The following is a 25,724-nucleotide window of genomic DNA, read 5'->3' on the forward strand; positions in this document are numbered from 1 at the left end:
ATGGATAAATCAAAAATAGAAAAACTAAAAGATTTGGAAGCGGAGTTTTTAGAACACTATCCAAAAGGTTTTGAAAATGAAGAGATAAAAGCTATTGTAAAAAAGTTTAAATCAGAAAAACTTAGTGAAGAGGTAAAAAAACTCTTTACTAAAGAAAACTTTTCACAGCCTGAAATAGTTTGCAGCAATTTTGTTAAAATTATCTCAAAATCTCCTTTAGTCTCACTTTTTGAAAAACCCAAATTAAGAGATGCTATAAATTCTATGGGAATCTATGAAAAAGATATGTTTTCTATTGCTTTATATGATCTTTTATATGAAAATCAAAAAGAAGCAATAGAAAGTTCAGTTGAAATTTTACTTGAGTATAAATTGGCAAAATGGACTATCATAACACTTATTCCATATTATTTAAATAGAAACGAAGAGTATTTCATAAAACCTACAACCACAAAAAATATTCTAAAATATTTTGAAGTAGAAAATTTAAAATATAAACCTATTCCAAGTTATGAGTTTTATAAAGAGTATAAAAAGTTTTTAAACTCTTTAAAATTAAAAGCAGATAAATCTTTAACTGTCGATAATGCAGGATTTACGGGTTTTTTAAGAATGAGTTTAAAAGAAGAAAATTAATTCTCTTCTTTTAAAGACTTTCTAATACGGCTTAAATGTGTAGGAGAAATTCCTAAATAAGAGGCAATATGATATTGAGGAAGTCTTGAAATAATATGTCCAAACTCCTCTTTAAATCTTTTATATCTCTGTTTTGCATCTTCTAGAACTAAAGAGTAACCGCTCTCATCTTTTTGAAGTATCCAGTGTTTTTCCAAATATAAAATATGATACATTTTCAAATCATCATATTTTTCCAAAAGTTCTCTGTATTTGTCATGTTGTATATCTACAACTATTGAATCTTCTATTGCTTGAACAATAGAACTTAAAGGTTTGTTATTTAACATTGCAACCATAGGTCCGTAAATTCTGGTTTCCCAAAAAAAGTTTTTTGTATACTCTTCACCTTTTTCATTAAAAGAAAAAGTTCTAAAAAGCCCTTTGTATACAAAGCTTATTGCATTTACCTTATCATAAACATCAAAAGCATATTCATTTTTTTTCAATTCTCTTACGGTGCATATATTTTTAAATTCATTCCAAGTATTATCGGAAATAGGGTAGTAAGAGTCTAATGTTTTTTTAAGTAAATTAAATATTTGTTCTAAATTTGTATTCATAAATAATCTTTAACTTTTTTTCAAAGAATATTATAACTTTGTTAAAAAATCAACATAGGTAAATGACAAAAAATAGTTATTGTTATAATCTTCGTTAAAAAAAGGATAGATATGTCAAAAGATTTAAATGCGCATTTATTGATTATAATAGCGACTCTTTTAGTAGGAGGATCCTTTATCGTCTCCCAAAACTTATCTGGTATAATTGATCCAATCTCTATTACTCTGCTTAGATTTGTAATCGCATCTTTGGTTTTAGCACCCTTGGTTCTTTTTAAAAAAGAGTTTAGAATAAAGATTATTCCTACATTTAAAAGAGCTATGATAATAAGCTTTTTTTATTCGGTATTTTTTATAGGACTTTTTACCTCTTTAGAGTACACGACTGCATTAAACACAGGAACGATTTTTACTCTTGTTCCACTACTTACTGCCTTTTTATCAATAATTGTTTTTAAACAAAAAATACCGTTTAAACAATATCTTGTATATTTTATAGGAATATTGGGAACTTGTATTGTAGTATTTAAAGGTAATTTGGAACTTTTTTTATCATTGTCCTTAAATAAAGGAGATATTCTTTTTTTATTTTCTATTAGTTCTATGGCTTTATACTCTATTTGTGCAAAATATTTTTATAAAAAAGACGACAAGTTAATTGTTTTGGTTTTTATGACATTAGTAGGAGGTTGCATTTGGATGTTTTTAGCTTTGGTTTTTCTAAATATACCCTTACAATGGGAAAAAATCGACAGTAAACAGTTTTTATATTTAGGATATTTAAGTATTGCTGCAACTTTAATTACTTCATATTTATATCAAAAAGGAACGGTAATCTTAGGACCTAAAAAAGTTATGGCATATACATATTTAAATCCGGCATCGATTGCTCTGCTTTTAGTGCTGTTTGGCAGCAGCATAATAAATCTTTGGATGTCTTTAGGTATTTTGATTTCATCATTTTCGACACTTATATTATTAAAGGGTAAATAACCAATTTTACAGTAATATATACATATTTCATAAGAGGTAAAAAATGGATATATTATCAAATGAAAAAAATCTAAAAAAAGCATTGACTCAACAACAAAACGAGATAAATGATTATACTATTTACAAGGCTTTGGCAAAATGTCAAAAAGATAAAGAGAACAAAGAGATTTTTGGAAAAATAGCAAATGAAGAGAAAGGTCATTATGATTTTTGGTATGGTATCACAAAGCAGCATCTAAATGCACAAAAACTGTTGGTTTGGTGGTATATTTTACTTGTAAGATTATTCGGTACCTCTTTTGCTTTAAAATCTTTGGAAAAAAGAGAAGCTGGGGCAGAAGAGTTTTATAAAGAGCTTTTTGTAATTTATCCGGAATCAAGAAAAATATATCATCAAGAGGTTCAGCATGAGTTTGAATTAATAGATATGTTAAATGATAAAAAATTGGTTTATGCAGGAGCTATCGTTTTAGGTATGAATGATGCTTTAGTAGAATTAACGGGAACCTTAAGCGGAATTGCTTTTGCTTTTGACAAGAGTTTAGTTGTAGGACTTACAGGGCTTATTATGGGGATTGCTGCTTCTTTGTCTATGGCTGGTTCTGCTTATCTTGAAGCAAAAGAGAATCCTAGTGAAACTATTAAACCTCTTACATACTCTTTATATACGGGAGTTTCATATATTATTACAACGGCAATTTTGGTTGCACCTTTTTTTATTTTTGAAACAATGGCTTATTCTTTGATTGTGATGTTTCTTTGTGCCTTTTTGGCGATTTTATCTTATACTTTTTATATAAGTGTTGCAAAAGATTTAAGTTTTTCAAAAAGGGTTATTCAAATGTCGGCAATAACTTTTGGTGTTGCTATAATATCTTTTTTGATTGGATATCTTGTAAAAACATATTTGGGAATAGAGATTTAATGGATTTTGAAACAGTAAATTTAAATGATCTTCAAAACAGATATTTTGCCCAAGCTTGGAAACTTTATGAAAACTCTTTCCCAAAAGATGAAAGAAGAACATTTAATGAACAAAAAACGGTCTCAAAAGATGAAAAATATAAAGCCTTGGGAATAATAAAAGATAATGAACTTTTGGCTATTCTGTTTTTTTGGATTTTTGATAAAAATGTATTTATAGAACATTTTGCAGTAAACAGTGCTTTTAGAGGACAGGCTTTTGGTTCAAAAATATTAAAAAGTTTTTTGTCAAAATATGAAAATGTAGTTTTGGAAATTGAACTTATAAAAGATGAAATTTGTGAGAAAAGATTAAATTTTTATAAAAAATTTGATTTTGTCGTAAATGAGTATAGGCATTTTCAAATTCCTTTTAGAAAAGATTCCAAAGAGTTGGAACTTCTACTTTTATCTCATAAAAAGCCATTGTCAAAAGAGCAATATAAAGTTTTATATACTCAAATGAAAAACTCATTAACATTAAAATAAAAGAGTCAGAAGACTCTTTTATTTATTAAGCCATAATTTCATCAATAGTAATATAATCACCGACTCTACCAGTCATTTGCTCAACGTCAGTATTAACCGGAAGTGTTTTTTTACCAGGAGTCCATCCAGCAGGACAAACTTCTCCTGTTTTACTTGCATGTTGCCAAGCTTTTACTTGTCTTAAAAACTCTTTTACGTTTCTTCCTACCATTGGAGCTTGTACCTCTTGTGCTACAACTACACCGTCTGGATTTATTAAAAATCTTCCTCTTAGTGCTTGTCCTTCCTCTTCTATCATTACTCCAAATGCTCTACTTACTTCTCCTGTACCGTCTGCACCTATTGTTAGTTTTAAATCTTTTAATAATGGCTCAGTCTCTACAAATCTTTTGTGAGAAAATTTTGTATCTGTTGATACTGCTAAAATCTCTACTCCTAACTCTTGAAACTCATCATATTTTGCATTCATTGCCGCAATCTCTGTTGGACAAACAAAGGTAAAATCTGCCGGATAAAAACAAACTACATGCCATTTACCTTTATAGTCTTCACTGCTAACTTCTGTATAATGACCTGTTTTTGCATCATATGCATCCATTTTAAACTCAGGTACTTTTCTTAATACTAAACTTGAACTCATTTTTTCTTCCTTTTTTTCTATATTTTTTTTATTCTCTTCATTTGAAACTTTTGTCTCTTCTATTGCTTTTGCTCCTGTGTCGCATGCCATCTTTTTAACTCCTTATAAAAACTATCAAAGGATAATTTTTTTCCTTTGAAAAATGGATTGTATCAGATACAACATTAAAGTTTTTTTAAAAAAGTATAAGCAAGACTTATAATTAATTAAAAAACTTTCTAAACTTTTATATATAATAATACAAACAAGATAAATCTAAACAAAAGTATTTTATAATAATGATTATTAAAATTATATGAATTGGGTTTTGAAAAATTTATGCTTGAACATTATGAAGAGATATCTTATTATATTTTAAAATTAACGGGAGATAAAAACTTAGCAAAGGATTTAACACAAGAGACTTACGCTAAGGTTTTAGAAGTAAGAAAAAATCAAAATATTGCAGTAAAAAAGGCTTATTTATATAAGATTGCACAAAATTTGGTAATAGATAAAACAAGAAGAGATAAGATTTTACCTCAAACAACATATGAAGAGGATGAACATTCAATCCCTGAAAAAGAGAGACCTGAAAGTATTGTATCTTCAGAATTCAGAGAGGAAAAATTAAAAGAGTGTATAAAAAATCTCTCAACACAAAACAAAAAAGCTTTTGTCCTTTATTACTATAAAGGATATACCAGAAAAGAGATTGCTAAGATTATGAATATAAGTACGAATGCTGTTGAAAAAAATATTTCAAGAGCCATTTTAAAAATAAAAGAACAAATTAAGAAAGATTTCTAATGAATTTACAGATGCAAATAGACAAAAAAGCCAATCAATGGCTTATAAAAGAGAAAGAGGGTTTATCTTTCCAAGAACAAAAAGAGTTGGAACTCTGGCTTGAAAATATAAATCATAAAAAAGCTTACGATGAAAATAAAAAGCTGATAGATGAATGTTTACATTTAGATGAAGATTTTATAAATGAATTGGAAAATGAAGTTTTTAATAATGAAGAAGAAGAGCAAAATATTTTTTATAAAAGTAGATATTTAGCAGCATCAATAATTATTGCCTGTATAGTTGTTTTCTCTTTATTTGAGGTTAAAAACTACTATTTTAAACCGACTTTTTTGACAAATTATATAACTTCAAATAAAAAAAGTCTAAATATAAAACTTCCTGATAATTCGATAGTAGATTTGGACTTAAAATCTCAGATAGAGGTTGTCTATTACAATAATAAAAGAACAGTGCAATTAAACAGAGGTGCAGCCATGTTCAGTATAGCAAAAAATAAAGAAAAGCCTTTTTTTATTAAATCAGGAAAAACTTTAATAGAAGTAGTTGGTACAAAGTTTGAAGTAATAAATCAAAATAATATAACCACGATAAATGTTTTAGAAGGAGTTGTAAAAGTTAGTCATATTTATAATAATCAAGGAGATATCCAAACTTTAATCCGATTGAAAAAAGCACAATCATTTTCTTTAAATAATAAAGGTGAAGTTCTAAATTATAATACAATAAATACAAAGATAATAGCTTCTTGGAAAGAAGATATGGTAAATTTCGATAAAACTACATTAAAAGAAGCTTCATCTTTATTTGAAAAGTATTCAAATAGAAAAATGAAGTTTGCAAACTATGAATTATCTCAATTAAAAATATCAGGGAAGTTCTCAACTTTACATTATGATAGTTTTTTAGAAGCAATTGAATTAATATATCCCGTTAAAATAGAAAAAGATGGAATTATTGTGAAAGTTTTAAATAAATAGTTTTTAAAAGTTTTTCACAAATTTCAAAATTTTTTCAAAAAAGCTGTCCGATTTTTTATTTTCATTCGTTTAATATATAGAGATAATAACAATTCTCAAAATCATAACAAGGAAAGAAAATGAATCTAAAAAAGAAGGTATTTGTTGCCTCTTCTTTAGCGTTAGCTTTTAGTATGAACTTATTTGGCGATGAAGTATATACTATAAAAGACAAAACTCTAAAAGAGGCTTTGGAGATTATATCGAAAAAATCAAATTTATCATATATTGCAAATGATAAATTACTTGAAACACGGAAGATCAACAATATTGAAAATATCGAAGGTACTCAGAAAGCTTTGGATAAATTGTTGCAAGGAACCGGACTAAAAGCTATTATAAAAAATGAAGCAATAGTTATAGTAAAAAGTGAAGCAAAGAACTCTTCTAAAAATGGAAATGATTTAGGAAAAATAGATGTAGTAGCAAACTCAGAAATAACGGAAGGTACAGGTTCATATACCCTTGGTTCAACAAGTACGGCTACAAATCTAAGTATGTCTTTAAAAGAGACACCTCAATCTATAAGTGTAATAACAAGACAAAGAATAGATGACCAAAGCTTAAATAGTATTACCGATGTCCTACAACAAATGCCCGGAATAAGTGTACAAAGTATAGGAAATGGAAGATCGACTATTTATTCCCGCGGCGGTTATGCAATTACAAATTATCAATTAGACGGAATACCAACTTATACAAATTCTCGTACACAAAATGCTTCTCAAGGTTTAGCCGATATGGCTGTATATGATCATATAGAAGTAATAAGAGGTGCAACAGGGTTGATGACGGGAGCAGGTGATCCTTCCGGAACTATTAATATGATAAGAAAAAAACCTACAAAAGATACTCAAGCAAGTATGGAAGTAACAGTTGGTTCTTGGGATTTATACCGTGCGCAACTTGATATATCGGGTTCTTTAAATAAAAATGGAACGATAAGAGGAAGAGTAGTAAGCGCATATCAAGAAAATGAGAGTAAAAAAGATTATTTTGAAGAAGAGAAGAAGATATTTTACGGTGTAGTTGAAGCAGATATTACGGATACTACACTTTTAAGTGTAGGTGTTGATTATCAGGAGTACAAACCTACTGGATCCTCTTCTACGGGATTTCCTCTTTTTTATAGTGATGGTTCACAAACAAATTTTTCAAGATCATTAAATCCTGGAGCAAAATGGTCTTATGATAATAAAGAGACTTATAATATTTTTGCAACATTACAGCAAGAACTTATAAATGACTGGAGATTAAAAGTTTCAACTAATTATTTACATACAGATAGAGAATTTTATGGAGCAACTGCTGCATGGGGACTTTTAGATAAAAATACGGGAGATGGTATAGCTCTTTATGGTGGTGCTGGAGATGCTGAACAAACCCAAAAGGGTTTTGATATAAATATAGACGGTACATATAAACTTTTTAATAGAGAACATGAACTAGTTCTTGGTTATAGCTATTTTAAATATGATAATACACATTCTCCTTTATCTGGAACAAATGTTGAAGGGAATCCTATTAACTATTATAATTGGGGAAATAATCCATCGAAACCTGATACAAAAAACGGTAAACTCTATGATTGGGATCATGTGATTATCCAAAAAGGTACTTATTTAGCAACAAGATTTCATCCAAGTGATGATTTATCTCTTATTTTAGGAGGAAGATTTTCCGATTATGAATATGATGATAAATGGGATTATCCAGTATATTCAAGTAGTAATAGTAAAGAAAATTATGATGAAACAGCATTTACCCCATATGCAGGAATTGTTTATGATATAAATGAGGAACACTCAATTTATATAAGTTATACAAGTGTATTTGAACCACAAAATTCTAAAGATAAAAATGGAAGTACATTAGACCCAAGAGAGGGGAATAATTATGAAATCGGATATAAAAATGAACTATTTGGCGGTGCTTTAAACAGTAGTATTGCCGTTTATAGAATAGAGCAGGATAATTTAGCCGTTGCAGATACGGGAAATTATATTCCAGGTACAACTGATGCTGCATATAAAGCTATAGATGGTGCAGTTACCAAAGGTTTGGATCTTGAAATAACAGGAGAGATAAATTCAAATTGGAATCTACAAGCAAGTTATACTTATAGTAAAACAGAAGATCAAAATAATGAACGAATAAAAACAACTTACCCAAGACATATGGTAAAACTTTGGACAACCTATAATCTTGATAAATTAACTTTAGGCGGTGGTGTAAACTGGCAAAGTAAAATATATTTTGACACAACTTCTTGGCAATATCCAAATATGAAATTCCATGCAGAACAAAAAGCCTATGCAGTTGCAAATGCAATGGCAAGATATAAGATTAGCAAAGATTTATCTGCTACATTAAATATCAATAATGTTTTTGATAAAAAATATTTAAGTTCTATAGAAGATACCTTTTTAACAGGAGAATACGGTAATTCTAGAAATTTTATATTTTCTTTAAAATATACATTTTAAACTATAAAGAGACTTTTGTCTCTTTATAACTTATTTATTATCTATCTTATCTCTTGGTACAAATTCTAAAACAGTAGCATTTATACAAAATCTTCTATGCCCGAATTCATCAAAAACATGACCTAGATGAATTCCGCTTTTTTTAGCAATAACTTCAACTCTGTTCATTCCGTAACTATAATCAGGTTTTTCTATTGTTGCGCCGTCAACAGCTTTGTAAAAACTAAGCCAGCCTGTTTTTGAATTAAATCTGTCTTTTGTATCAAAAAGTATATCTCCTGAGACTTTATCAATAAAAACACCATCAGGAGTATTTTTAAAAATATCATACTGTTTGCAAAATCTTGAATCGGTATTTTTATTAAAAGCTACATTATAGCTTTCTGTATTTTCCCCAAGTTTAAAGGCTCCTAATTGTTCATAAAACTCTTTTTCATTTAGATATCCTTTATGACTGAAAATCTCTTTGCCATTTTCAATAAAAAGTATAATAGGCGTTACATCAAGTTTTGTTTTTATATCAAAATCTTTTAGCTGTTTTTCTAAAACTGTTCTAAGTGGAATTGTCCCTTTGTAATTTGAACTTACCTCTTTTTCAAACTTCTCACAATAAGGGCAAAATCCTTCAGCTTTTATAACAAGAATCTCTTTGCCTTTTAAAGGTGTGATAAAATCTTTTGTAAGTTGTTTCTTTTTCTCAAACTTTACGCCTGTTGCATGATTCGGACAATAACCGTTTGGATTTTTTTCTAAATAGTCTTGATGATAATTCTCAGCTTCGTAAAATTTTTGCAAAGGTTTGATTTGAGTTACGATTTTGCCGAATCCATGTTCTTCTAAAAGGGTTTGATATTTAGCTTTTGTAGAATAAGCTATATTTTTTTGATTTTCATTTGTATAAAAGATAGCACTTCTGTAGTTGTTCCCTACATCATTGCCTTGACGATTTAATTGCGTTGGGTCATGTATTTGCCAAAAAGACTTTATAAGTTTGTCTGCATTTGTTTTGCTTGTATCAAATTTTACAAGAACACCTTCTGTGTAATTTATAATATTTAAATTGTTGTTTTGAGGAAGCTTTCTGTATTTTAAAACCTTTTCATATGTGGGATTTGCATAATTTCCTCCCACATATCCTGATTTTACATCTACGACACCGTTTAAATTTTCAAAATGTTTTTCAACTCCCCAAAAGCAGCCCGCTGCAAATACAATTTCAGCTATCATAATAAATCCTTAAAATTCTTTATTTGTATTATAATATTTCAATGTGTAGAGAAGGTAAATATTAATTTTTAAAAACAAACTCTTAAAAAAACTCATCCTTGCCCCATTGCAGCATTTGTAGCAAATATAATAATAGCTGTCGCAAATAGCAAAATAAAAAAAACAATTAAGAGTTTATAAACTGAAAATTCAAAAGTAAGGCTCTCTTTGTTTTTACTTTTTATAGCGTTTTTTTTGCTGCAAAAATAGAATAAAACAGTTGCCAGCAAAATACTTACTATTTCTATAATAAAAAGTGCTATGGGCATATCTGTTTTACTTGTCGGGAAAATTTTAAATAGATCAAGAAAATAGACTAGAATATAAAGTAGTGCTATGATTTTACTCATTAATAAAGAATAGCTTTTTTTCTTTATTACTAAAAAAGCGACAACAAAACTTACAATTCCCAAAGCAGTAAGAAAAATATTAAATAAACTTAAAATCTCCACACTATAATGGGAAAAATCTCTTGTTTCAACAGGTCCTCCGGGAACTAATATCGTTAATAATATAGAAAGAGTTATTAATAATATTGATATTATATAGTTGTTTTTCATATTGTTCCTTTTTTAACTATAAAACAGCTTTATACCAAATTTTTGAAAAAGATACTATAGCAGGAGTTATCTCCTCCTCTTTAAAACATCCAAACCCGATATTTATCACTTCGTCTTTTAAACTAGAATCAAAGTGAACGGGATATATTTTTATTAGATTCTCTTCTAAAAGATTTTGAAGCATATTCATATCTATTTTAACGGTAGGTTTGATTAATATAGCTAAACCGCTTCCTTCTCTTACTATTTTAACGCTCTCTTTTAGATAAGTTTGAATAGCTTTTTTCATAAGTTCATGTTTCTTTTTATTTAAGGTTCTCATTTTTCTTATATGTTTATCCCAAAAGCCTTCTTTGATAAATAGTTCCAGAGTTTTTTGAATATCAATAGGAACGCCCGAAAATGAAAAATCAAATATCTCTTTGTATACTTTTAACAACTCTTTTGGAAGTACAATATAACTAACTCTAAGTGCAGGAGATAAAGCTTTTGAAAAAGTACCTGTATATATCACTTTTTGATTATTGTTTATTCCTTGTAAAGAGGGAACAGGTCTGTTATAATAACTTAATTCACTGTCATAATCATCTTCTATTATATAAGAGTTATTTTTTATTGCCCAGTTTATTAGTTTTATACGGTTTGAAATAGGGATCGTAACTCCTGTTGGATATTGGTGAGAAGGAGTTACATAAATAAGTTTACTTTTACTTCTTTCTAACTGTTTTAAATCTACTCCTTGGGATGTAATTGAAATAGGTTTTATCTTATATCCTACTTGTTGAAACACTTTTTGAACTACTTTATAACCAGGCTCTTCTATTCCTATAGTATTTGTAAACTCTTTTAATATATTTGCAATAATAAACATAGAATCGGAAAAACCGCTGCATACGACTATTTGCTCTTCCGTACAAGATACGGCTCTTGAACTTTCAAGATATTTGGCTATTTGTTTACGAAAACCTAAATCTCCTTGTTTATTTGGATAAATTCCAAAGTTGCTTGAAGAGATTATTTTATTATGTAGTTTACTCCAAAGTTTTTTGGGAAAAACATCATCACTGTATTGCGCAGGAAAGAAGTTATATTTATATTTTTTATCGGGATTCTCTTTATTTTTTATATTTGATTTTTGTTTTTTAAACTCTTTATATATATCTTCACTTACAAAATATCCTTTTTGAGGATGACTCTCTATATAACCTTCTGCATAGAGTTGGTTATATGCTGATTCAACAGTTGTTTTACTAAGCTTGTATTCTTGGCACATTTTTCTAATAGACAGAAGTTTTTTACCTGTTAGATTTTTGTTTTTTATATCTTCTTTTATTTGTTCATATAATTGAATATATAAAGGAGTTGAAGATTTTTCCAGTTTATACATAACTGACCTTTTAAAAAATATAAAAATTGTATCTTGTATAAAGTACAGTTTGTTGATATTATACTTTTCTGAAACTTAAATCTGTAAGGAGATATGATGACACATAGAATTAATTTAAAAAAAGAAGTTTTTTCAATGTATGAAAAATTATCTAGTATGGAAGAGGAGTTAAAAAAGTTAATTTTAGATGCCAAAATAGAAGAGGGCTTTTTTCATCTTCTTAAATTAAGAGCTTCTCAGATAAACAAATGTGCCTATTGTGTAAGGTTACACACAAAAGATGCTTTATCCTGCGGTGAAACTATTGAAAGAATCAGCGTAATACCTGCATGGGAAGAGACAGAGTATTTTTCATCAAAAGAGAGAGCTTGTTTAGCTTTAGTTGAAGAGATTACGACAATAAGTGAAAAGCAAGTACCAAAAGAAGTCTATGAAGAAGCAATAGAAACTTTGACAAAAGATGAAATAGTTGCAGTTGAATGGCTGGCTATTGTGATAAATAGTTGGAATAGATTGGCAATATCAAGTAGATATATAGTGAAGGAATAGTATTTTATGAAGAAGATGGCTGAAGTGCTTTATGTAAAGGTTGGAAAAGTTACAAAAACACCTTTAGTAAATAACAAAAGAAAAGAGCTTGTATCAGGAATAAAAAAAGTTCCTGTGCCAAAAGCCTTTTTGACAAAAACAGGATTTAAAGAGGATGAACAAGCAGATTTAAAACATCACGGCGGAGAAAACAAAGCTCTGTTTTTGTTTTCAAAAAAAACATATGAAAGAATAAACAAAGAGTGTAATACTGATTTTAAAATAGATGAAACAGCACATTTTGGAGAAAATTTAATCCTTTCAAATGTTTGTGAAGAGGATATTTGTATAGGAGATATTTATGAAATAGGACAAAGCCTGATTCAAATAACCCAGCCAAGACAACCCTGTTGGAAACTAAGTGCAAATACAAATAAAAAAGAGATGACAAAGTTTATTTTTGACAGCGGATATACAGGTTGGTATGCAAAAGTCTTAAAAGAGGGGACTATCTCAAAAGGTGATGAAATGAAGTTTATAAAAAGAGAAGAAGAACAGTTGACAATCAAAATTTTAAATAAACTAATGGCAAACCCGAATTATGATGAAAAACTTACAAAAAAAGCGATAATTTCACCTTTTTTAGGAAAACCTTTTAAAGAGTCTTTGGAAAAAAGATACAAAGTAAAACAAAAAGATAAACAGTTTGAGGTTTATCATACGTAAGGGAAAAAGTTGAGTTTGTTAAATGAAAAATGCAATAAAAAATTGTAGAAAAAGGCTTTAAAAGATTTGAAAAGTCAGTAGAAGAATTAAAAACAAATATGATAAAGTAAACAAAAATTTCAACAGGAGAGAAGATGAAAAAATTATGTTTTACTTTTTTTTGTACTATAGGATTATTATTCGGTGAAGGTTTCACTCTAACAAGCAGTGATATTCAAGGTCAATTATCAAAGGAACAGGTTTTTAACGGCTTTGGATGTAAAGGAGATAATATCTCTCCAAAACTTTCTTGGGAAAATGCTCCTAAAGGAACAAAATCTTTTGCTCTTACGGTTTATGATCCGGATGCTCCTACAGGTTCAGGATGGTGGCATTGGGTAGTTTTTGATATTCCTAAAGATAAAATGAGTTTAAAAAAAGGTTTTGGAAACAGTGAAGATAAAACCATTATACAAAGTATTACCGATTACGGTAAAACAGGCTTTGGCGGAGCTTGTCCTCCAATAGGAGATAAACCTCACAGATATATTTTTACTGTTTATGCTCTTGATATAGATAGTTTGGGATTAGATAAAAATGCAAATGCAGCTCATGTAGGTTTTATGCTAAATGCCCACACTTTGGCAAAAGCTTCGATTATATCTTATTATGGTAGATAAAAGTTATTTAGAAGAGTCAGAAATTATAAATTTTTCTGATTCTTCCCTTCAAAGTCAGGCAAAAAATTTATCGCAAAATTGTAATAGTGATAAAGAGATAGCTAAAAACTGTTTTGAGTATGTACTTAATGAGATACATCACAGCGGAGATTATAAAGATGAAATTACAACTCTTAAGGCAAGTGATGTTTTAAAATATAAAACAGGTTGGTGTTACGCAAAATCTCATCTTCTAGCAGCACTTTTAAGAGCAAATAAAATCCCGACAGGATTTTGTTATCAAAGATTATCTTGTGGTGAATATAAAGATAATATTTATTGTCTTCACGGTTTAAATGCCGTTTATTTAAAAGATTTCGGCTGGTATAAAATAGATGCTAGAGGAAATAAAAAAGGCGTTGAAGCTGCTTTTACTCCACCTTTTGAAAAACTGGCTTTTGAATTAAAAGAAGATGAATTTGATCTGGCAACAATTTACTCAAAACCTTTGGAAACAGTGGTTGAAACTTTACAAAAAAACAGAAGTTATGAGCAGATGGTAAATAAGCTTCCACTTTTGGATGAGTTTGTAAGAAAAGCAAAAGTAAGTGATTCAGAAAAATTATCTTTATTAACAAAAAGCTTAACTCCTTTTTTGTTTGAGGAAAAACTTCCAAAATGGTTTGAAAATGAATTATCGGTAAAAAGCTTTGAGCAAAGAATTTTAAGTAATGAATATCAACATTTTGTTTATACAAAAGATAATATAATTTTAGGTTTTATTGCTATAAAAAACAAAAACCATCTTTATCATCTCTTTGTTGATAAAAAATACCATAAACTAGGTATCGCAAATAAACTTTGGCAGAGTGTGAAAACTAATCTTGAGGTGTCAGATATGATTGTAAATGCTTCTTTGTATGCAATAAAAGTTTATGAGGCTTTGGGCTTTGAAATTTGTGAAGAGGAAAAACAATATTTGCAGCTAAAATTTCAGCCAATGAAGTATAAATCTCATATTTGCAAATAATATTTTTCTAAAAAGTTAAGCCAAAAAAATTTGGCTTTTTTATTTAAGTGTTGAGTCTAAAAGATTTGATTTTATAACCTTTTCTATCTCTAACCAGCGTTTATATGCCTGTTCTTGATAAATCTCTTTTTTATCTCCTTGTGTCAAAGCATTTTTATGTTTGTCAAAAGCTGTATAGTGAAAAGCATGCACTTTATACTCTTTATCATCTTTAAAAGCATCATAAACATTTATAACATTTCCTAAGGTATCATCAATAAAAACTATATTATCTATCTTTTTATAAGAAGGGCTGTTTTTATAGGTTGATAACATACATTTCAGCATTACTCCTTTATTTTGTCCTGAAAGGTACATAACTCCTCTTTGGTATGATACAGCTCTTGATTTTTCAAGATTACAAGGTAAAAAAGGACTCGCCAAACTTGATAGACTGTTTTTGCCGTATTTAAGGGAATTATTCTCTATAAGTTGAATAAAAGTTCCGTTTTTTGTGGTTAAATTGCTAAATTGTGCAGTGGTTGCACTTAAATTATCACTCCCTCTTGCTGTTTCGACAAGAAGTCTTACTCCTTTTTTAGAGAGATTAGTAAGAATATTTGGAATATTTTTATCTGTATAAGGCATATTATTTAAACTAAATAATAAAGTGGATATTTTTAATAACTCCTCTTGGGAATCTGCAACTCTGTATTTTGAATCTTTTTTATTATTTAGATAATTTTCTAATAACTCATCTTGCCAGTCATACCATGCAGGACCACCTAAATATTGACAAGATTCATCACCTTTTGATTTATTACACTGCATCATAGTCAAAGTGTCATCATCATCCATAACAACAAGTGTAGATGTCGGTTTATTGATTTTATTAACTATTTTTTCAAGTTCTAAAAAACTTGCTACCTCTGATTTGTAAGCATCAGCATAGATAAAAAGAGGTAAAAAAAGAGTAAAAAGAAGGAAACTTAATTTTTTCATACTAATCCTTTATTAATTATTTTTGCAAACTGTTTTGAAAATTCCAATTGTGAAACCCCTTGGACAATTTTGATTTTTCTTGAGCCTTTTGGAACTATATATGTTTTTCCGCAATGATTGTTTATTTTTGTATCTTCAATATTTACATCCAGATACTCTTTATGAAACTGATAATTTTTTAAATCTCCTGCCATAATCATTGTAGCAAGAGGATCAAAAATAGGTACGGGAATCCCTTCGTCATAATCTCCCGTTTTTTTCAAAAAGATGTTTCTTACAATTATTGCAATAGGGTCGGTTGCCGTAATAGTATCTATATAATCGGCATTTAAAACCACATAATTACAAGCATCTAAAGGAATTAAGGTAAGAGGTATAGTTGAGGCAAAAACTTTTTTTGCGGCAAGAGGATCAATAAAAATATTCCATTCAGCGCTGTAATTCGTACTATAAATATCTCCTTGATTCCACTGCTCTTGTGCATTGTTTAAAAGAGCAACATTTCCATCAACAAAAACCGCACCTGCCATTGCATAAATTTGTTCAATATTTTCAATTTTTGCTTTTGGATGTTTTTCTAACATTTTTGCAATATTAGTAAAACCCCCAAGAGATAATATTGTAACTTTTTCCGAACTCTCTTCTAAAATATCATATAAAAAGTCCCAAGCTTCTCTTTTGTCAAATTCAATTGTTTTTTTAGGATTTAAACTTCCAAGTAAACCCATAATATCATTCATATCATCTTTAAAAGATTGTGGAAATTTGTGCTCAAATTTTGTTGGGTTTTTGGCTCCAATACAGACTTTTACTTCTGTTTTTTCTACAAGTTCCATAAGAGTTTTTGCGATAATCGAACCCCATCGAAGATTTGTTTCTCCGCAACCGGTAACCATGATACCGACTATTTGTATAGATGGGTTTTTCAATAAATAGCAGATTGATAAAACATCATCCCAACCCATATCCGAATCAATAATAACTTTTTTTATACTATTTTTCATAATATAACCTTTATTTTATTTAATTAGATATTAGCACAAAGGTGTCACAGTTTCCGTTACATAGTAAAAATCTTATCTTTTGTCTATACTAAATTTCCCTGCTCCTAAGAACATAAGTGCAAGAGCTCCTAACATAAATAAAAGAGGTGTTTCAATAAGAAGACCTCCTGTTTTTGCACTTAAACCTAAAAGATGAGAAGAGTGAACCAAATAAATTGCAAAAAACATTGTAAAGGCATAAATAAAACTGCTGATTCTAGTATATAATCCGATTATTATAAAAATAGGAAGAATTAACTCTCCTAAATATACTCCATATGCAAAAAATTCGGGCAAACCGTTACTTACAACTAATGATTTTATTCCATCTATTCCAAAAATAAGTTTTTTGTAACCGTGAAATATCATTAAAAACCCAAGCATAAATCTTAGAATCAGTTTTCCCATATCATCACTTAAAACTCTAGCTAGAAAATTTTCTAACGACCTCATACTATTTCTCCTTTAAATCTATTTAATAATTATCATACTTCATTTATACTTTGAAAATCATTATTAATTATTAAAATAGGGCGTTTGACAATATTTGATTAATATTCTACAATTGCATAAATTTTTTTAAAGGAAGTTAATGAGTCAATTACCAAATTGTCCAAAATGTGGAAGTGAATATACTTATGAGGACGGAAGTTTATATGTATGTCCTGAGTGTGCACATGAGTGGTCAAAAGATGCAGTTGAAGTTGAAGAAGAAGGTTTAATCGTAAAAGATGCAAACGGTACAGTTTTAAGTGACGGTGACAGTGTAACTGTTATCAAAGATTTAAAAGTAAAAGGAAGCTCTTCTGGAATCAAAGTTGGAACTAAAATCAAAGGTATAAGACTTGTTGACGGAAATGACGGTCATAATATTGACTGTAAAATTCCCGGTGTAGGTGCTATTAAACTAAAACAAGAGTTTGTTAAAAAATCATAAAAAAGTAGAGATTTTTATCTCTACTTTTACTCTTCTATATATCTTCTATAATTTATTATGTCATTTACACTTAAAATAGGCATATTAAATTTTTTTGCAAACTTTTTAATATCTTCACCTTTTGTCATTGTTCCATCTTCATTTGTTAGTTCACATAAAACAGCAACAGGTTCTAATTTTGCTAATTTCATTAAATCAACACTTGCTTCTGTATGTCCTTGTCTTTCGAATACTCCATCATCTCTTGCATTAAGAGGAAAAACGTGTCCTGGTGATACTATATGATTTTTTCCGTCTTTTTTTAATGCTGCTTTGATTGTAGTAACTCTGTCTTGGGCTGAAACACCTGTTGTTACATTCTCTTTTGCTTCAATTGTTACTGTAAACGGAGTTTGATATTTTGAATTATTCTCTTGCACCATCATAGGAAGATTTAACTCTTTAACTTTTTGTGAGGTTAAACATAAACAAACTATTCCGCTGCATTCTCTAATTAAAAGTGCCATCTGCTCTTTTGTAATTGTATTTGCATAGAAAATAACATCTGCTTCATCTTCTCTGTTTTTATCATCAGTAACAACTACACCAAGTCCGTTTTGAAGCGCATTTAGAGCATCTTGGACTTTTACTTTAAAATCCCAATTTAAGATTTTTTGATTCATTATTTTACCTTTATATTTTGAAGTAACTTATTGAATCAGGGCTAATACGTAAGTAATACAAACTAGACGTTTATATAATAAATGAGTAGTAAAACTTTTATATTCTTTTTCATCCAGACTTTAACTGTTGGTTTTGGATTCTCACCAAATCTGCTTGACCTTTATATAATATAAAGCGCTCGTGGACTTCTATTGATATAGTTACCACCAGTAAGGAATTTCACCTTGCCCCAAGAAATAAATTTATGAAATAATAACTAAAATTCGCTTAAAATGATAAAAAACATATTTCTATAAGTATTATTAATATAGAAATAATTATCATTATAAATATTTATTAACATTTATAGTGCTATAATCCCAATTTCATAATTTATGGATAGTCTATAAAAACGAACTTATTATATAAAAATAACTTTTATATAATAACTTTGAAATTATTAGGCTTCTATAAAAAAATGAAAATAATTTTTAAGAGGTTTCATACAAAAAAGGAGGGAGACTATTTATGTCAATTCAGAATTTAAAAATGAGAACCAAGATATTTTTAATTGTTTTGTTAGGTATTATCGGTTTGGTTGTTGTGGTAATACCTACTATCTTGGAATTAAATTCTACCGTGGATAGATTAGATAAAGCAGATGAACTGAGTCGTTTAGATAGAAGATTTGCCGATATGAGAAGACAAGAAAAAAACTTTATGTTAAGAAAAGATGCTCAAAGTTTGCAAAAACATAAAGAGCTTTATGAAGAGAGCATAAAAATAATTAACCAGCTGTCAAACAGGTTCAAAAATCCTAAAAATATTGAAATGATTTCAGAAATAAAATCTCATATAGAGTATTATAGAAAAGAGTTTGCTTTATATGTTTCAAATCATAAAGATTCAATAGTATCTAAATATGATTTGACAAATGAAGAGACAAACATGGTTACAAATGCAAGAAAAGTAAGTAGTTTGGTAACTGATTTTAGAAGAGCCCAAAGCAAAGAGGCAAATGAAGATATAGATTCTTTAAAAACATTTATAATCAGCATAGGTTTACTGGCTTTGATACTGTTAAGTTTTTTTGCCGGTTTAATTGTTTCTTCAATAATCAAATCATTGGAAGAGGTTAAAGCAGGGCTTCTAAGCTTTTTTTCTTTTCTAAATAAAGAGAGTTCTTCCGTAAAAGCTATAAATTTAAACTCACAAGATGAATTTGGACAAATGGCTAAGGTAATAAATGAAAATATCGTAAAAACAAAAAAAGTAATAGATGAAGATAATGAAGTAATTGCAGATGCAAAAGTAGTAATGCAAAGAGTGAAAAACGGATGGTATTCACAATTTATAGAAAAGCACACATCAAATGAGTCTTTAGATGAGTTTAAAAACGGTGTAAATGAGATGATAAAATCAACAAGAGAAAGATTTCAAGAATTAGAAGATGTTCTTGCATTGTATGCAAAACTTGATTATAGAAAAACTTTAAAAATGAGAGAGAATGATGAAAAAGGCGGAGTTCTTGAAAAATTTGTTATAGGAATAAATACTTTACAAACATCAATTACCCAAATGCTTGTGGAAAATAAACAAAACGGATTAACCTTAGATAAAAGTTCGGATATCTTACTTGAAAATGTTGAAATTTTAAATACAAACTCAAATGAAGCAGCAGCAGCCCTAGAAGAGACAGCAGCAGCCTTAGAAGAGATAACCTCGAATATTGTAAGTAATACGGATAATGTAGTTAAAATGGGAAATTATGCAAATGAATTAACCCAGTCCGCAAAAGAAGGAGAGAAATTAGCTCAAGAAACAACAGTTTCAATGGATGAGATAAATGAACAAGTAAACTCAATTAATGAAGCAATAACAGTAATAGATCAAATAGCTTTCCAAACAAATATACTTTCACTAAATGCAGCAGTAGAAGCAGCAACGGCAGGAGAAGCAGGGAAAGGTTTTGCAGTAGTAGCCCAAGAAGTAAGAAATCTAGCAGCAAGAAGTGCAGAAGCTGCAAAAGAGATAAAAGATTTGGTAGAAACAGCAACAACAAAAGCAAATAGCGGAAAAAGTATAGCAGATAAGATGATAAAAGGGTATAACGGCTTAAATGATAATATATCAAAAACAATAGAGATAATATCAGATGTAGAGATGGCAAGTAAAGAGCAGCAAACAGGAATAGAACAGATAAATGATGCCGTTACCCAGCTTGACCAGCAAACTCAGCAAAATGCAGCAATAGCTTCCCAAACTCATGAAGTTGCAATACAAACAGATGAAATCTCAAAAATGGTAGTTTCAAGTGCAAATGAAAAAGAGTTTGAAGGGAAAAATAGCGTAAAAGCCAGCGAAATTAGAGGTGAGAAAAACAGAAATAATGATAAAAAAACTCCTTCTTCTCCTTCTTCAAAAAAAGTGACAAAAATCGCAGAAAAAAAACTTACAAGTTCTGATAAGGAAGTCTGGGAAAGTTTTTAGTCTAAAATTAAAACCATAAGCAAAATGCTTATGGTTAAATACAAAACTGCTTTATAAAAAAAATATTCAATTTAAAATATTAATCTTCACATAAGTTGTCTTTATATATTATTTTATTATATTCTAAAATATGGATAAAAGGGAGGTGACCCTTGAAAGTTTTAAATAATTTGAAAGTAAAAACAAAAATTCTTCTAATCGTTTTATTAGGAGTTTTTTCGGTTTTTTTAGTCTCTATTCCTACAATCTTTGAATTAAATTCCTCTGTTGACAGAATTACCAAAGCAGAAGATTTAAGCCGTTTAGACAGAAGATTCCATAATATGAGAATACAAGAAAAGAATTTTATGTTAAGGCATGATGAAGTTAGTCTGAATAATCATGAAATCTATTATGATGAAAGTATGAAAGTTATTGATGAACTTTCAAAAAAATTTAAAAATCCCCAAAATCTTGAAGCCCTTGCTAATATCAAAGAATCCATGCAAAAATATAGAGAGAAATTTTTAATATATATAAAAAAATATGAAGGTTCTATTGTATTAGAAAACAAGCTTTTAAATGAAGAATCGGATATGGTAACAAATGCAAGAGAAATAGACAGTCTTGTAACAAATTTTAGAAGAGGGCAGAATAGTCAAGCTAACACTGAAATAGAATATCTTAAAATCTTTGTTATCGTTGTCTCATTTCTTGCTTTTATATTTCTTATTGCAATGGGAACTTTAATAGGCAATTCGATTATTTATGCTTTAGAACAATTAAAAAGCGGTTTACTGAATTTTTTTGCATTTTTAAATAGAAAAAAAGATTTTGCAGAGCCTATTATTTTAAATTCAAAAGATGAATTCGGTCTTATGGCTAAAAGCATAAATAAAAATATTAAATCTATAGAAAAACTGCATTTAGAGTTATTTGAACTAAATACGCAACTTGAAAAAAAGGTTAACCAAAGAACTAAAGAGTTAAAAGAAGCAAATGAACAAATAACAAAATCAATAGATTTCGCAGCTATAATTCAACAGACTTTTAACTGTAAAGAAGAGAGAGTAAAAGATTTTTTTGATGATTATTTTATTTTATTAAATCAAAGAGAAAAGGTAGGCGGAGATATAATTTTATTTGAAAAAATAAATGAAGATGAATGTTTGCTTATGGATATAGATTGCACAAGTCACGGAGTACCCGGTGCTTTTGTAACAATGATAGTAATAGCTTTACAAAGGCAGATATTAAAAGAGATAGAACTTGATAATACAGAAGCTCTTGATACCTCTTTAATTCTTAAACGATTTAATTATGAAATAAAACATCTTTTAGAACAAACATCAAAAAATTCTAAATCAAATGTAGGTTTTGACGGACAGATAGTTTATTATAACAGAGCGAAAAATATTCTAAAATTTTCCGGTGCAAGAAATGATATTGTTCTTTTTATTGACGGACAAATAAAGAGAATCAAAGGAGATAGGCACTCTGTAGGTTATAAAAACAGCGATGAAAATTATGAATTTACCCAACATACCATAAATATAGAAAAAGATACTATTCTTTATATATACAGTGACGGCTTTACGGATCAAATTGGAGGAAATAAATTAATTCCGTTTGGAAAAATGAGAACACTTAATATTTTGAAAAAGTGTTGGGGTAAAAAACTTCAAGAACAAAAAGAACATTTGTTAAGAGCTTTGAAAAACTATAGGAAATCTTATGAACAAAACGATGATATCTCTTTTGTTGGATTAAGAATTAAAAAGAATTAATTTAAAAATATCTATAAAGCTCAATTTTAGGACTATTTCTTTAATATAGTAAAAAAGATAGGTATATAAATGGAATATTTTTTATCAAATAGAAATATAAAAGTTCCTAATATGATTTATGGAACAGCTTGGAAAAAAGAAAAAACGGCATTATTTGTAGAACAAGCTTTATTAAGTGGATTTAAGGGAATTGATACTGCTTGTCAACCAAAACATTATCAAGAAAACTTAGTAGGGCAGGGCTTGTTAAAAGCTTTTGAAAAAGGAGTAAAAAAAGAAGAGATATATCTTCAAACAAAATTTACTCCAATAGACGGGCAGGATAGAAATAATATGCCTTATTTGCTTAATGATTCTTTGGAAGTGCAAATTGAAAAATCTTTTGAAATCTCGAAAAAAAATCTAAAAACTGATTTTATAGACTCATATATTTTACACTCTCCTATTTTTCCCGGAAGCAAACTATTAAAAGCTTGGGAAGTAATGAGCAGTTTTTGTGAAAACACAGAAGTAGGGCAGTTGGGGATTAGCAATTGTTATGATTTGGATGTTTTGAAATATTTATATGAAAAAGTAGAAATAAAACCTTCTATTTTACAAAATAGATTTTTTGCACAAACTTCTTATGATAAACAACTTAGACAATGGTGTACTGAAAGAGGAATTATATATGAAAGTTTTTGGTCTTTAACCGCAAATCCACATATTCTTGCAAGTACAGTCGTAAATAAACTCTCTTTAAAATATAAAAGAAGTGAAGCTTTGATTTTTTATAAGTATTTAAATCAAAGAAAAATAATCCCCCTAAACGGGACAACATCTTTAGAACATATGAAAGATGATTTAAAAATTGCAGAATTTTCTTTAGAAGATAATGAATTAGAGAAAATCGATAAATTACTAGAATAGATTGTAAAAACAATCTATTCTAAATCAACTCCATATTTTTGAAGTATTTTTACCCATGAAACTTTATTCCCTTCTTTGTCGAAAACTGTAGGTGTTCCTGCAACTGAGAGTTTAGATGCAAGTGCCATTTGTTCATCAAGTTTCTTTTGAAGTTTTTCCAGTTCTCCTGCTTTATATTTTCTATTTTTAAAAGCCGGGGTATCTTTTGTTGTTTCCGTCATTGCCTCTTTTGAAGCTTCATATCCTTTTTTACTCATTATATATAATGAAATATCTTTTGCATTTTTATGAAACGGTAAAGGGTAAAAGAATACTCTCATTTTTACTTTATCTTCAATTTTATCAAAATATGATTCAAATTTTTTACAATACGGGCATTCAGGATCCGTAAACAGTACATATTCATCTTTACCTTTTCCAAAAGTAAAAACCTCTTTTCCTAAAGTGCTTTTTAAATCAACCGGCATATCAGGTATCATAAGAGGCATACCTGTAGCTGTATCAACCATTTCTCCTTGAATTAAAAATTTTTTATTTTTTGTAAGATAGATTTTATGCGGGTTATTTTGTACTGTAATATTTAAAAGATATACATCTCCCGCATCAAAAGCTCTATTTACTTTTATTTGAGCTTTTTTAAAAAGATCCAAAGACTCTAGATTTTTTGTTTGTTCCTTTGATAAAGGTGTAGCTGCATTTGCAACACTGATTACTGCTAATGCAATAAAGACTGTTTTTAAAAGTTTTAACATTCCTGTTCCTATTAATAAAGTTTGTAAAATAATACTATGTTTGTGTTTAGAAATCGTGAAGTTTTCATTATAGTAGTATTATTTTTTATTATCCTATTAAGATATAAATAAAATATGTCGTAATAAATGAAATCAAAATTCCGTAACCCACAATTGCAGAACTTAATCTTGGAGCTAAGCCTGCCATTGAAGCAATTGCTCCTGCCGTAATCATAGGTGACATACCTGCTTCTAGTATTGAAACTACCGAAGCTTCACTATTCCAATTAAAGATTTTAGCAATTATAAAAGCAATTAAAGGTGCAAGCAGAAGTTTTACTATTAATGCCACGCTAAAAGGTTTTATCTCTTCTCTTGGAAGTTTAAACTTAAGCTGTAATCCAACTGCAACAAGAGCTATCGGAACAATAGTTGCGGCTAAATCTTTTAAAACTTCAGTTACTGTTTCATTAAATTCAACACCCATTAGAAAAAGGGCGATAACCAAAGATAAAAAAGGAGGGAAAGTTAATACTTTATAAATAATTATTCTAAAACTAAGCTCGCTTTTTTTAGAATAAAAAGAAGCAATAAAAGTTCCGTAAATAGCTAAAGCAATAAAAGTTCCTAACTGATCGTAAATTAAAACATAAGGTAAGGCACTGTCTCCTAAATATGCATTTATTACGGGGATACCTTGAAAAGATGAGTTTGTTAAAACTGCAACAAGCATAAGAGAACCCGTAACTTCTTTACTAAACTCAAAAATTTTTGACAAATATAGGATTAAAAGAGCTGATACTGTCATAACACCCCAAGCAATGATTGCCGGAATTAAAGCTTCAATAGAGAAATGAAGTTTCGGTATTTGCAAAAGAATCATAGCCGGAAGAGAAATATTAATGGCAAACTGATTTAGTGTTATAGCTGCATCTTTTGAAAAGATTTGCAGTCTGTTTATGCCATAACCAATAACGATACACAATAAAATTAATACAAAATTTTCCATCACTTTTTACTTAAATCTACATCACATGAATTTTCATCTGTTACTTTCCCGTGAGTTGAACTGTATAAAATTCCCCAATTATACATCTCTTCTAATACGGGTCTTAGTTTTTCTCCAACTTCTGTTAGAGAATAAACGACTTTAGGCGGAACCTCAGGGAATACTTCTCTGTTAATGATATTTTTTTCTTCAAGCTCTTTTAATTTGACCGTTAAAGTTTTCTGGGTTATTTCACTGATTATTTCGTGTAACTCTTTAAATCTTTTGTTGCCATCTAATAAGTGCCAGATAATAGATAATTTCCATCTGTCATTAAAAATATCCAAGGTGACTGCAACCGAGCATTTATACTCTTTGTTATTTATAATATACATAATAATACTCCATTTTTTTATTATACCATAAAGATAATAAATCTTCATTACTTACCTAAAGTAAAGTAAGGGTATTTTAAGTTTACATGA

The 25,724-nt window shown here is 28.9% G+C and carries 27 protein-coding genes and 1 riboswitch; of the genes, 15 read left to right on the top strand and 12 right to left on the bottom strand.

All coding sequences use genetic code 11. The features are described from left to right. Positions 1–636 (top strand): hypothetical protein, encoded by a 636-nt coding sequence (locus tag AANAER_RS06520; protein WP_129082623.1) that lies wholly within the window; start codon positions 1–3, stop codon positions 634–636. Here AANAER_RS06520 and AANAER_RS06525 read toward each other — a convergent pair. Continuing rightward, positions 633–1,238, bottom strand: a complete 606-nt coding sequence (locus AANAER_RS06525) for a Crp/Fnr family transcriptional regulator (RefSeq protein WP_129082622.1) — start codon at positions 1,236–1,238, stop codon at positions 633–635. The two genes, AANAER_RS06520 and AANAER_RS06525, sit on opposite strands and share 4 nt — an antisense overlap. A 111-nt stretch (positions 1,239–1,349) precedes the next feature. Between AANAER_RS06525 and AANAER_RS06530 the strand changes: the two genes are divergently transcribed. The 3 genes from AANAER_RS06530 to AANAER_RS06540 are packed head-to-tail and all read left to right on the top strand — an operon-like array spanning position 1,350 to position 3,683. Then, entirely contained in the window at positions 1,350–2,231 is an 882-nt protein-coding gene (locus AANAER_RS06530) for a DMT family transporter (protein WP_129082621.1), read from the top strand. A 43-nt stretch (positions 2,232–2,274) separates the two neighbouring features. Further along, positions 2,275–3,156: a VIT1/CCC1 transporter family protein gene (locus AANAER_RS06535; protein ID WP_129082620.1), complete on the top strand. Its 882-nt coding sequence runs from the start codon at positions 2,275–2,277 to the stop codon at positions 3,154–3,156. After that, a complete protein-coding gene (locus AANAER_RS06540) occupies positions 3,156–3,683 on the top strand; it encodes a GNAT family N-acetyltransferase (protein ID WP_129082619.1) in 528 nt (175 codons plus the stop codon). The genes AANAER_RS06535 and AANAER_RS06540 overlap by 1 nt, the downstream gene beginning before the upstream one ends. A 25-nt stretch (positions 3,684–3,708) precedes the next feature. On the opposite strand, the gene AANAER_RS06545 is transcribed toward AANAER_RS06540, so the two are convergent. Next, complete coding sequence (locus AANAER_RS06545; RefSeq protein WP_407646604.1) at positions 3,709–4,281, bottom strand: peroxiredoxin; 573 nt, start codon at positions 4,279–4,281, stop codon at positions 3,709–3,711. A 342-nt stretch (positions 4,282–4,623) separates the two neighbouring features. Here AANAER_RS06545 and AANAER_RS06550 point away from each other — a divergent pair, with 342 nt between their 5' ends. The 3 genes from AANAER_RS06550 to AANAER_RS06560 all read left to right on the top strand — a co-directional run bounded on the left by AANAER_RS06550 (position 4,624) and on the right by AANAER_RS06560 (position 8,617). Continuing rightward, on the top strand, positions 4,624–5,112 hold the full coding sequence (locus tag AANAER_RS06550) for an RNA polymerase sigma factor (protein WP_170218434.1): 489 nt from the start codon (positions 4,624–4,626) through the stop codon (positions 5,110–5,112). Then, positions 5,112–6,092, top strand: coding sequence for a FecR family protein (locus AANAER_RS06555; protein WP_129083065.1), 981 nt, complete (start codon positions 5,112–5,114; stop codon positions 6,090–6,092). Before AANAER_RS06550 ends, AANAER_RS06555 begins: the two co-directional genes overlap by 1 nt. 119 nt (positions 6,093–6,211) lie before the next feature. Next, a complete protein-coding gene (locus AANAER_RS06560; protein WP_129083064.1) occupies positions 6,212–8,617 on the top strand; it encodes a TonB-dependent siderophore receptor in 2,406 nt (801 codons plus the stop codon). A 30-nt stretch (positions 8,618–8,647) separates the two neighbouring features. On the opposite strand, the gene msrA is transcribed toward AANAER_RS06560, so the two are convergent. From msrA to pdxR, 3 genes are all read right to left on the bottom strand, one after another. After that, the gene (gene msrA, locus AANAER_RS06565; RefSeq protein WP_129083063.1) at positions 8,648–9,844 is read right to left on the bottom strand and encodes a peptide-methionine (S)-S-oxide reductase MsrA; all 1,197 of its coding nucleotides are present in this window, start codon (positions 9,842–9,844) and stop codon (positions 8,648–8,650) included. A gap of 92 nt (positions 9,845–9,936) precedes the next feature. Then, entirely contained in the window at positions 9,937–10,443 is a 507-nt protein-coding gene (locus AANAER_RS06570) for a hypothetical protein (RefSeq protein WP_129083062.1), read from the bottom strand. A 16-nt stretch (positions 10,444–10,459) separates the two neighbouring features. Further along, positions 10,460–11,830: a MocR-like pyridoxine biosynthesis transcription factor PdxR gene (gene pdxR, locus AANAER_RS06575; protein ID WP_129083061.1), complete on the bottom strand. Its 1,371-nt coding sequence runs from the start codon at positions 11,828–11,830 to the stop codon at positions 10,460–10,462. Between the two features lie 96 nt (positions 11,831–11,926). Between pdxR and AANAER_RS06580 the strand changes: the two genes are divergently transcribed. From AANAER_RS06580 to AANAER_RS14975, 4 genes are all read left to right on the top strand, one after another. Then, positions 11,927–12,379: a carboxymuconolactone decarboxylase family protein gene (locus tag AANAER_RS06580; RefSeq protein ID WP_129083060.1), complete on the top strand. Its 453-nt coding sequence runs from the start codon at positions 11,927–11,929 to the stop codon at positions 12,377–12,379. Between the two features lie 6 nt (positions 12,380–12,385). Continuing rightward, positions 12,386–13,084 (top strand): MOSC domain-containing protein, encoded by a 699-nt coding sequence (locus AANAER_RS06585; protein ID WP_129083059.1) that lies wholly within the window; start codon positions 12,386–12,388, stop codon positions 13,082–13,084. A 134-nt stretch (positions 13,085–13,218) separates the two neighbouring features. Further along, complete coding sequence (locus AANAER_RS06590) at positions 13,219–13,743, top strand: YbhB/YbcL family Raf kinase inhibitor-like protein (protein ID WP_129083058.1); 525 nt, start codon at positions 13,219–13,221, stop codon at positions 13,741–13,743. After that, positions 13,733–14,752, top strand: a complete 1,020-nt coding sequence (locus AANAER_RS14975; protein ID WP_129083057.1) for a GNAT family N-acetyltransferase — start codon at positions 13,733–13,735, stop codon at positions 14,750–14,752. Before AANAER_RS06590 ends, AANAER_RS14975 begins: the two co-directional genes overlap by 11 nt. 39 nt (positions 14,753–14,791) lie before the next feature. Here AANAER_RS14975 and AANAER_RS06600 read toward each other — a convergent pair whose 3' ends face one another. The 3 genes from AANAER_RS06600 to AANAER_RS06610 form a co-directional block, all read right to left on the bottom strand. Beyond that, a complete protein-coding gene (locus AANAER_RS06600; protein ID WP_129083056.1) occupies positions 14,792–15,733 on the bottom strand; it encodes a DUF2608 domain-containing protein in 942 nt (313 codons plus the stop codon). After that, positions 15,730–16,737, bottom strand: a complete 1,008-nt coding sequence (locus AANAER_RS06605; RefSeq protein ID WP_129083055.1) for a nucleoside hydrolase — start codon at positions 16,735–16,737, stop codon at positions 15,730–15,732. Before AANAER_RS06605 ends, AANAER_RS06600 begins: the two co-directional genes overlap by 4 nt. Before the next feature lie 72 nt (positions 16,738–16,809). Then, entirely contained in the window at positions 16,810–17,229 is a 420-nt protein-coding gene (locus tag AANAER_RS06610) for a DoxX family protein (RefSeq protein ID WP_044415046.1), read from the bottom strand. Positions 17,230–17,368: 139 nt separating this feature from the next. Between AANAER_RS06610 and AANAER_RS06615 the strand changes: the two genes are divergently transcribed. Continuing rightward, the gene (locus AANAER_RS06615; RefSeq protein WP_129083054.1) at positions 17,369–17,713 is read left to right on the top strand and encodes a zinc ribbon domain-containing protein YjdM; all 345 of its coding nucleotides are present in this window, start codon (positions 17,369–17,371) and stop codon (positions 17,711–17,713) included. 26 nt (positions 17,714–17,739) lie between these two features. Here AANAER_RS06615 and ribB read toward each other — a convergent pair whose 3' ends face one another. Then, positions 17,740–18,375, bottom strand: a complete 636-nt coding sequence (gene ribB / locus AANAER_RS06620) for a 3,4-dihydroxy-2-butanone-4-phosphate synthase (RefSeq protein WP_129083053.1) — start codon at positions 18,373–18,375, stop codon at positions 17,740–17,742. A 97-nt stretch (positions 18,376–18,472) separates the two neighbouring features. Beyond that, a riboswitch (FMN riboswitch) is annotated at positions 18,473–18,617 on the bottom strand. A gap of 266 nt (positions 18,618–18,883) precedes the next feature. Here ribB and AANAER_RS06625 point away from each other — a divergent pair. From AANAER_RS06625 to AANAER_RS06635, 3 genes are all read left to right on the top strand, one after another. Continuing rightward, positions 18,884–20,845 (top strand): HAMP domain-containing methyl-accepting chemotaxis protein, encoded by a 1,962-nt coding sequence (locus AANAER_RS06625; protein ID WP_228714777.1) that lies wholly within the window; start codon positions 18,884–18,886, stop codon positions 20,843–20,845. 152 nt (positions 20,846–20,997) lie between these two features. Beyond that, positions 20,998–22,611 (top strand): SpoIIE family protein phosphatase, encoded by a 1,614-nt coding sequence (locus tag AANAER_RS06630; RefSeq protein ID WP_129083008.1) that lies wholly within the window; start codon positions 20,998–21,000, stop codon positions 22,609–22,611. Positions 22,612–22,680: 69 nt separating this feature from the next. Continuing rightward, positions 22,681–23,520 (top strand): aldo/keto reductase family protein, encoded by an 840-nt coding sequence (locus AANAER_RS06635; RefSeq protein WP_228711184.1) that lies wholly within the window; start codon positions 22,681–22,683, stop codon positions 23,518–23,520. A 14-nt stretch (positions 23,521–23,534) separates the two neighbouring features. Here AANAER_RS06635 and AANAER_RS06640 read toward each other — a convergent pair whose 3' ends face one another. The 3 genes from AANAER_RS06640 to AANAER_RS06650 form a co-directional block, all read right to left on the bottom strand. Continuing rightward, positions 23,535–24,272, bottom strand: coding sequence for a thioredoxin fold domain-containing protein (locus AANAER_RS06640; protein ID WP_129083007.1), 738 nt, complete (start codon positions 24,270–24,272; stop codon positions 23,535–23,537). An 88-nt stretch (positions 24,273–24,360) separates the two neighbouring features. Next, on the bottom strand, positions 24,361–25,260 hold the full coding sequence (locus tag AANAER_RS06645; protein WP_129083006.1) for an AEC family transporter: 900 nt from the start codon (positions 25,258–25,260) through the stop codon (positions 24,361–24,363). After that, on the bottom strand, positions 25,260–25,634 hold the full coding sequence (locus AANAER_RS06650; RefSeq protein WP_129083005.1) for a winged helix-turn-helix transcriptional regulator: 375 nt from the start codon (positions 25,632–25,634) through the stop codon (positions 25,260–25,262). The genes AANAER_RS06645 and AANAER_RS06650 overlap by 1 nt, the downstream gene beginning before the upstream one ends. Positions 25,635–25,724 lie beyond the last annotated feature (90 nt).

Origin of the sequence: Halarcobacter anaerophilus, assembly GCF_006459125.1 — a bacterium.
Classification (GTDB): Bacteria; Campylobacterota; Campylobacteria; order Campylobacterales; family Arcobacteraceae; genus Halarcobacter; species Halarcobacter anaerophilus.

What these genes read in the sequence shown, in the direction of transcription:
- AANAER_RS06520 (WP_129082623.1), top strand. Translation starts at nt 1, where the DNA reads ATGGATAAATCAAAAATAGAAAAACTAAAAGATTTGGAAGCGGAGTTT.
- AANAER_RS06525 (WP_129082622.1), bottom strand. Translation starts at nt 1,238, where the DNA reads ATGAATACAAATTTAGAACAAATATTTAATTTACTTAAAAAAACATTA.
- AANAER_RS06530 (WP_129082621.1), top strand. Translation starts at nt 1,350, where the DNA reads ATGTCAAAAGATTTAAATGCGCATTTATTGATTATAATAGCGACTCTT.
- AANAER_RS06535 (WP_129082620.1), top strand. Translation starts at nt 2,275, where the DNA reads ATGGATATATTATCAAATGAAAAAAATCTAAAAAAAGCATTGACTCAA.
- AANAER_RS06540 (WP_129082619.1), top strand. Translation starts at nt 3,156, where the DNA reads ATGGATTTTGAAACAGTAAATTTAAATGATCTTCAAAACAGATATTTT.
- AANAER_RS06545 (WP_407646604.1), bottom strand. Translation starts at nt 4,281, where the DNA reads ATGGATGCATATGATGCAAAAACAGGTCATTATACAGAAGTTAGCAGT.
- AANAER_RS06555 (WP_129083065.1), top strand. Translation starts at nt 5,112, where the DNA reads ATGAATTTACAGATGCAAATAGACAAAAAAGCCAATCAATGGCTTATA.
- AANAER_RS06560 (WP_129083064.1), top strand. Translation starts at nt 6,212, where the DNA reads ATGAATCTAAAAAAGAAGGTATTTGTTGCCTCTTCTTTAGCGTTAGCT.
- msrA (WP_129083063.1), bottom strand. Translation starts at nt 9,844, where the DNA reads ATGATAGCTGAAATTGTATTTGCAGCGGGCTGCTTTTGGGGAGTTGAA.
- AANAER_RS06570 (WP_129083062.1), bottom strand. Translation starts at nt 10,443, where the DNA reads ATGAAAAACAACTATATAATATCAATATTATTAATAACTCTTTCTATA.
- pdxR (WP_129083061.1), bottom strand. Translation starts at nt 11,830, where the DNA reads ATGTATAAACTGGAAAAATCTTCAACTCCTTTATATATTCAATTATAT.
- AANAER_RS06580 (WP_129083060.1), top strand. Translation starts at nt 11,927, where the DNA reads ATGACACATAGAATTAATTTAAAAAAAGAAGTTTTTTCAATGTATGAA.
- AANAER_RS06585 (WP_129083059.1), top strand. Translation starts at nt 12,386, where the DNA reads ATGAAGAAGATGGCTGAAGTGCTTTATGTAAAGGTTGGAAAAGTTACA.
- AANAER_RS06590 (WP_129083058.1), top strand. Translation starts at nt 13,219, where the DNA reads ATGAAAAAATTATGTTTTACTTTTTTTTGTACTATAGGATTATTATTC.
- AANAER_RS14975 (WP_129083057.1), top strand. Translation starts at nt 13,733, where the DNA reads ATGGTAGATAAAAGTTATTTAGAAGAGTCAGAAATTATAAATTTTTCT.
- AANAER_RS06600 (WP_129083056.1), bottom strand. Translation starts at nt 15,733, where the DNA reads ATGAAAAAATTAAGTTTCCTTCTTTTTACTCTTTTTTTACCTCTTTTT.
- AANAER_RS06605 (WP_129083055.1), bottom strand. Translation starts at nt 16,737, where the DNA reads ATGAAAAATAGTATAAAAAAAGTTATTATTGATTCGGATATGGGTTGG.
- AANAER_RS06610 (WP_044415046.1), bottom strand. Translation starts at nt 17,229, where the DNA reads ATGAGGTCGTTAGAAAATTTTCTAGCTAGAGTTTTAAGTGATGATATG.
- AANAER_RS06615 (WP_129083054.1), top strand. Translation starts at nt 17,369, where the DNA reads ATGAGTCAATTACCAAATTGTCCAAAATGTGGAAGTGAATATACTTAT.
- ribB (WP_129083053.1), bottom strand. Translation starts at nt 18,375, where the DNA reads ATGAATCAAAAAATCTTAAATTGGGATTTTAAAGTAAAAGTCCAAGAT.
- AANAER_RS06625 (WP_228714777.1), top strand. Translation starts at nt 18,884, where the DNA reads ATGTCAATTCAGAATTTAAAAATGAGAACCAAGATATTTTTAATTGTT.
- AANAER_RS06635 (WP_228711184.1), top strand. Translation starts at nt 22,681, where the DNA reads ATGGAATATTTTTTATCAAATAGAAATATAAAAGTTCCTAATATGATT.
- AANAER_RS06640 (WP_129083007.1), bottom strand. Translation starts at nt 24,272, where the DNA reads ATGTTAAAACTTTTAAAAACAGTCTTTATTGCATTAGCAGTAATCAGT.
- AANAER_RS06645 (WP_129083006.1), bottom strand. Translation starts at nt 25,260, where the DNA reads ATGGAAAATTTTGTATTAATTTTATTGTGTATCGTTATTGGTTATGGC.
- AANAER_RS06650 (WP_129083005.1), bottom strand. Translation starts at nt 25,634, where the DNA reads ATGTATATTATAAATAACAAAGAGTATAAATGCTCGGTTGCAGTCACC.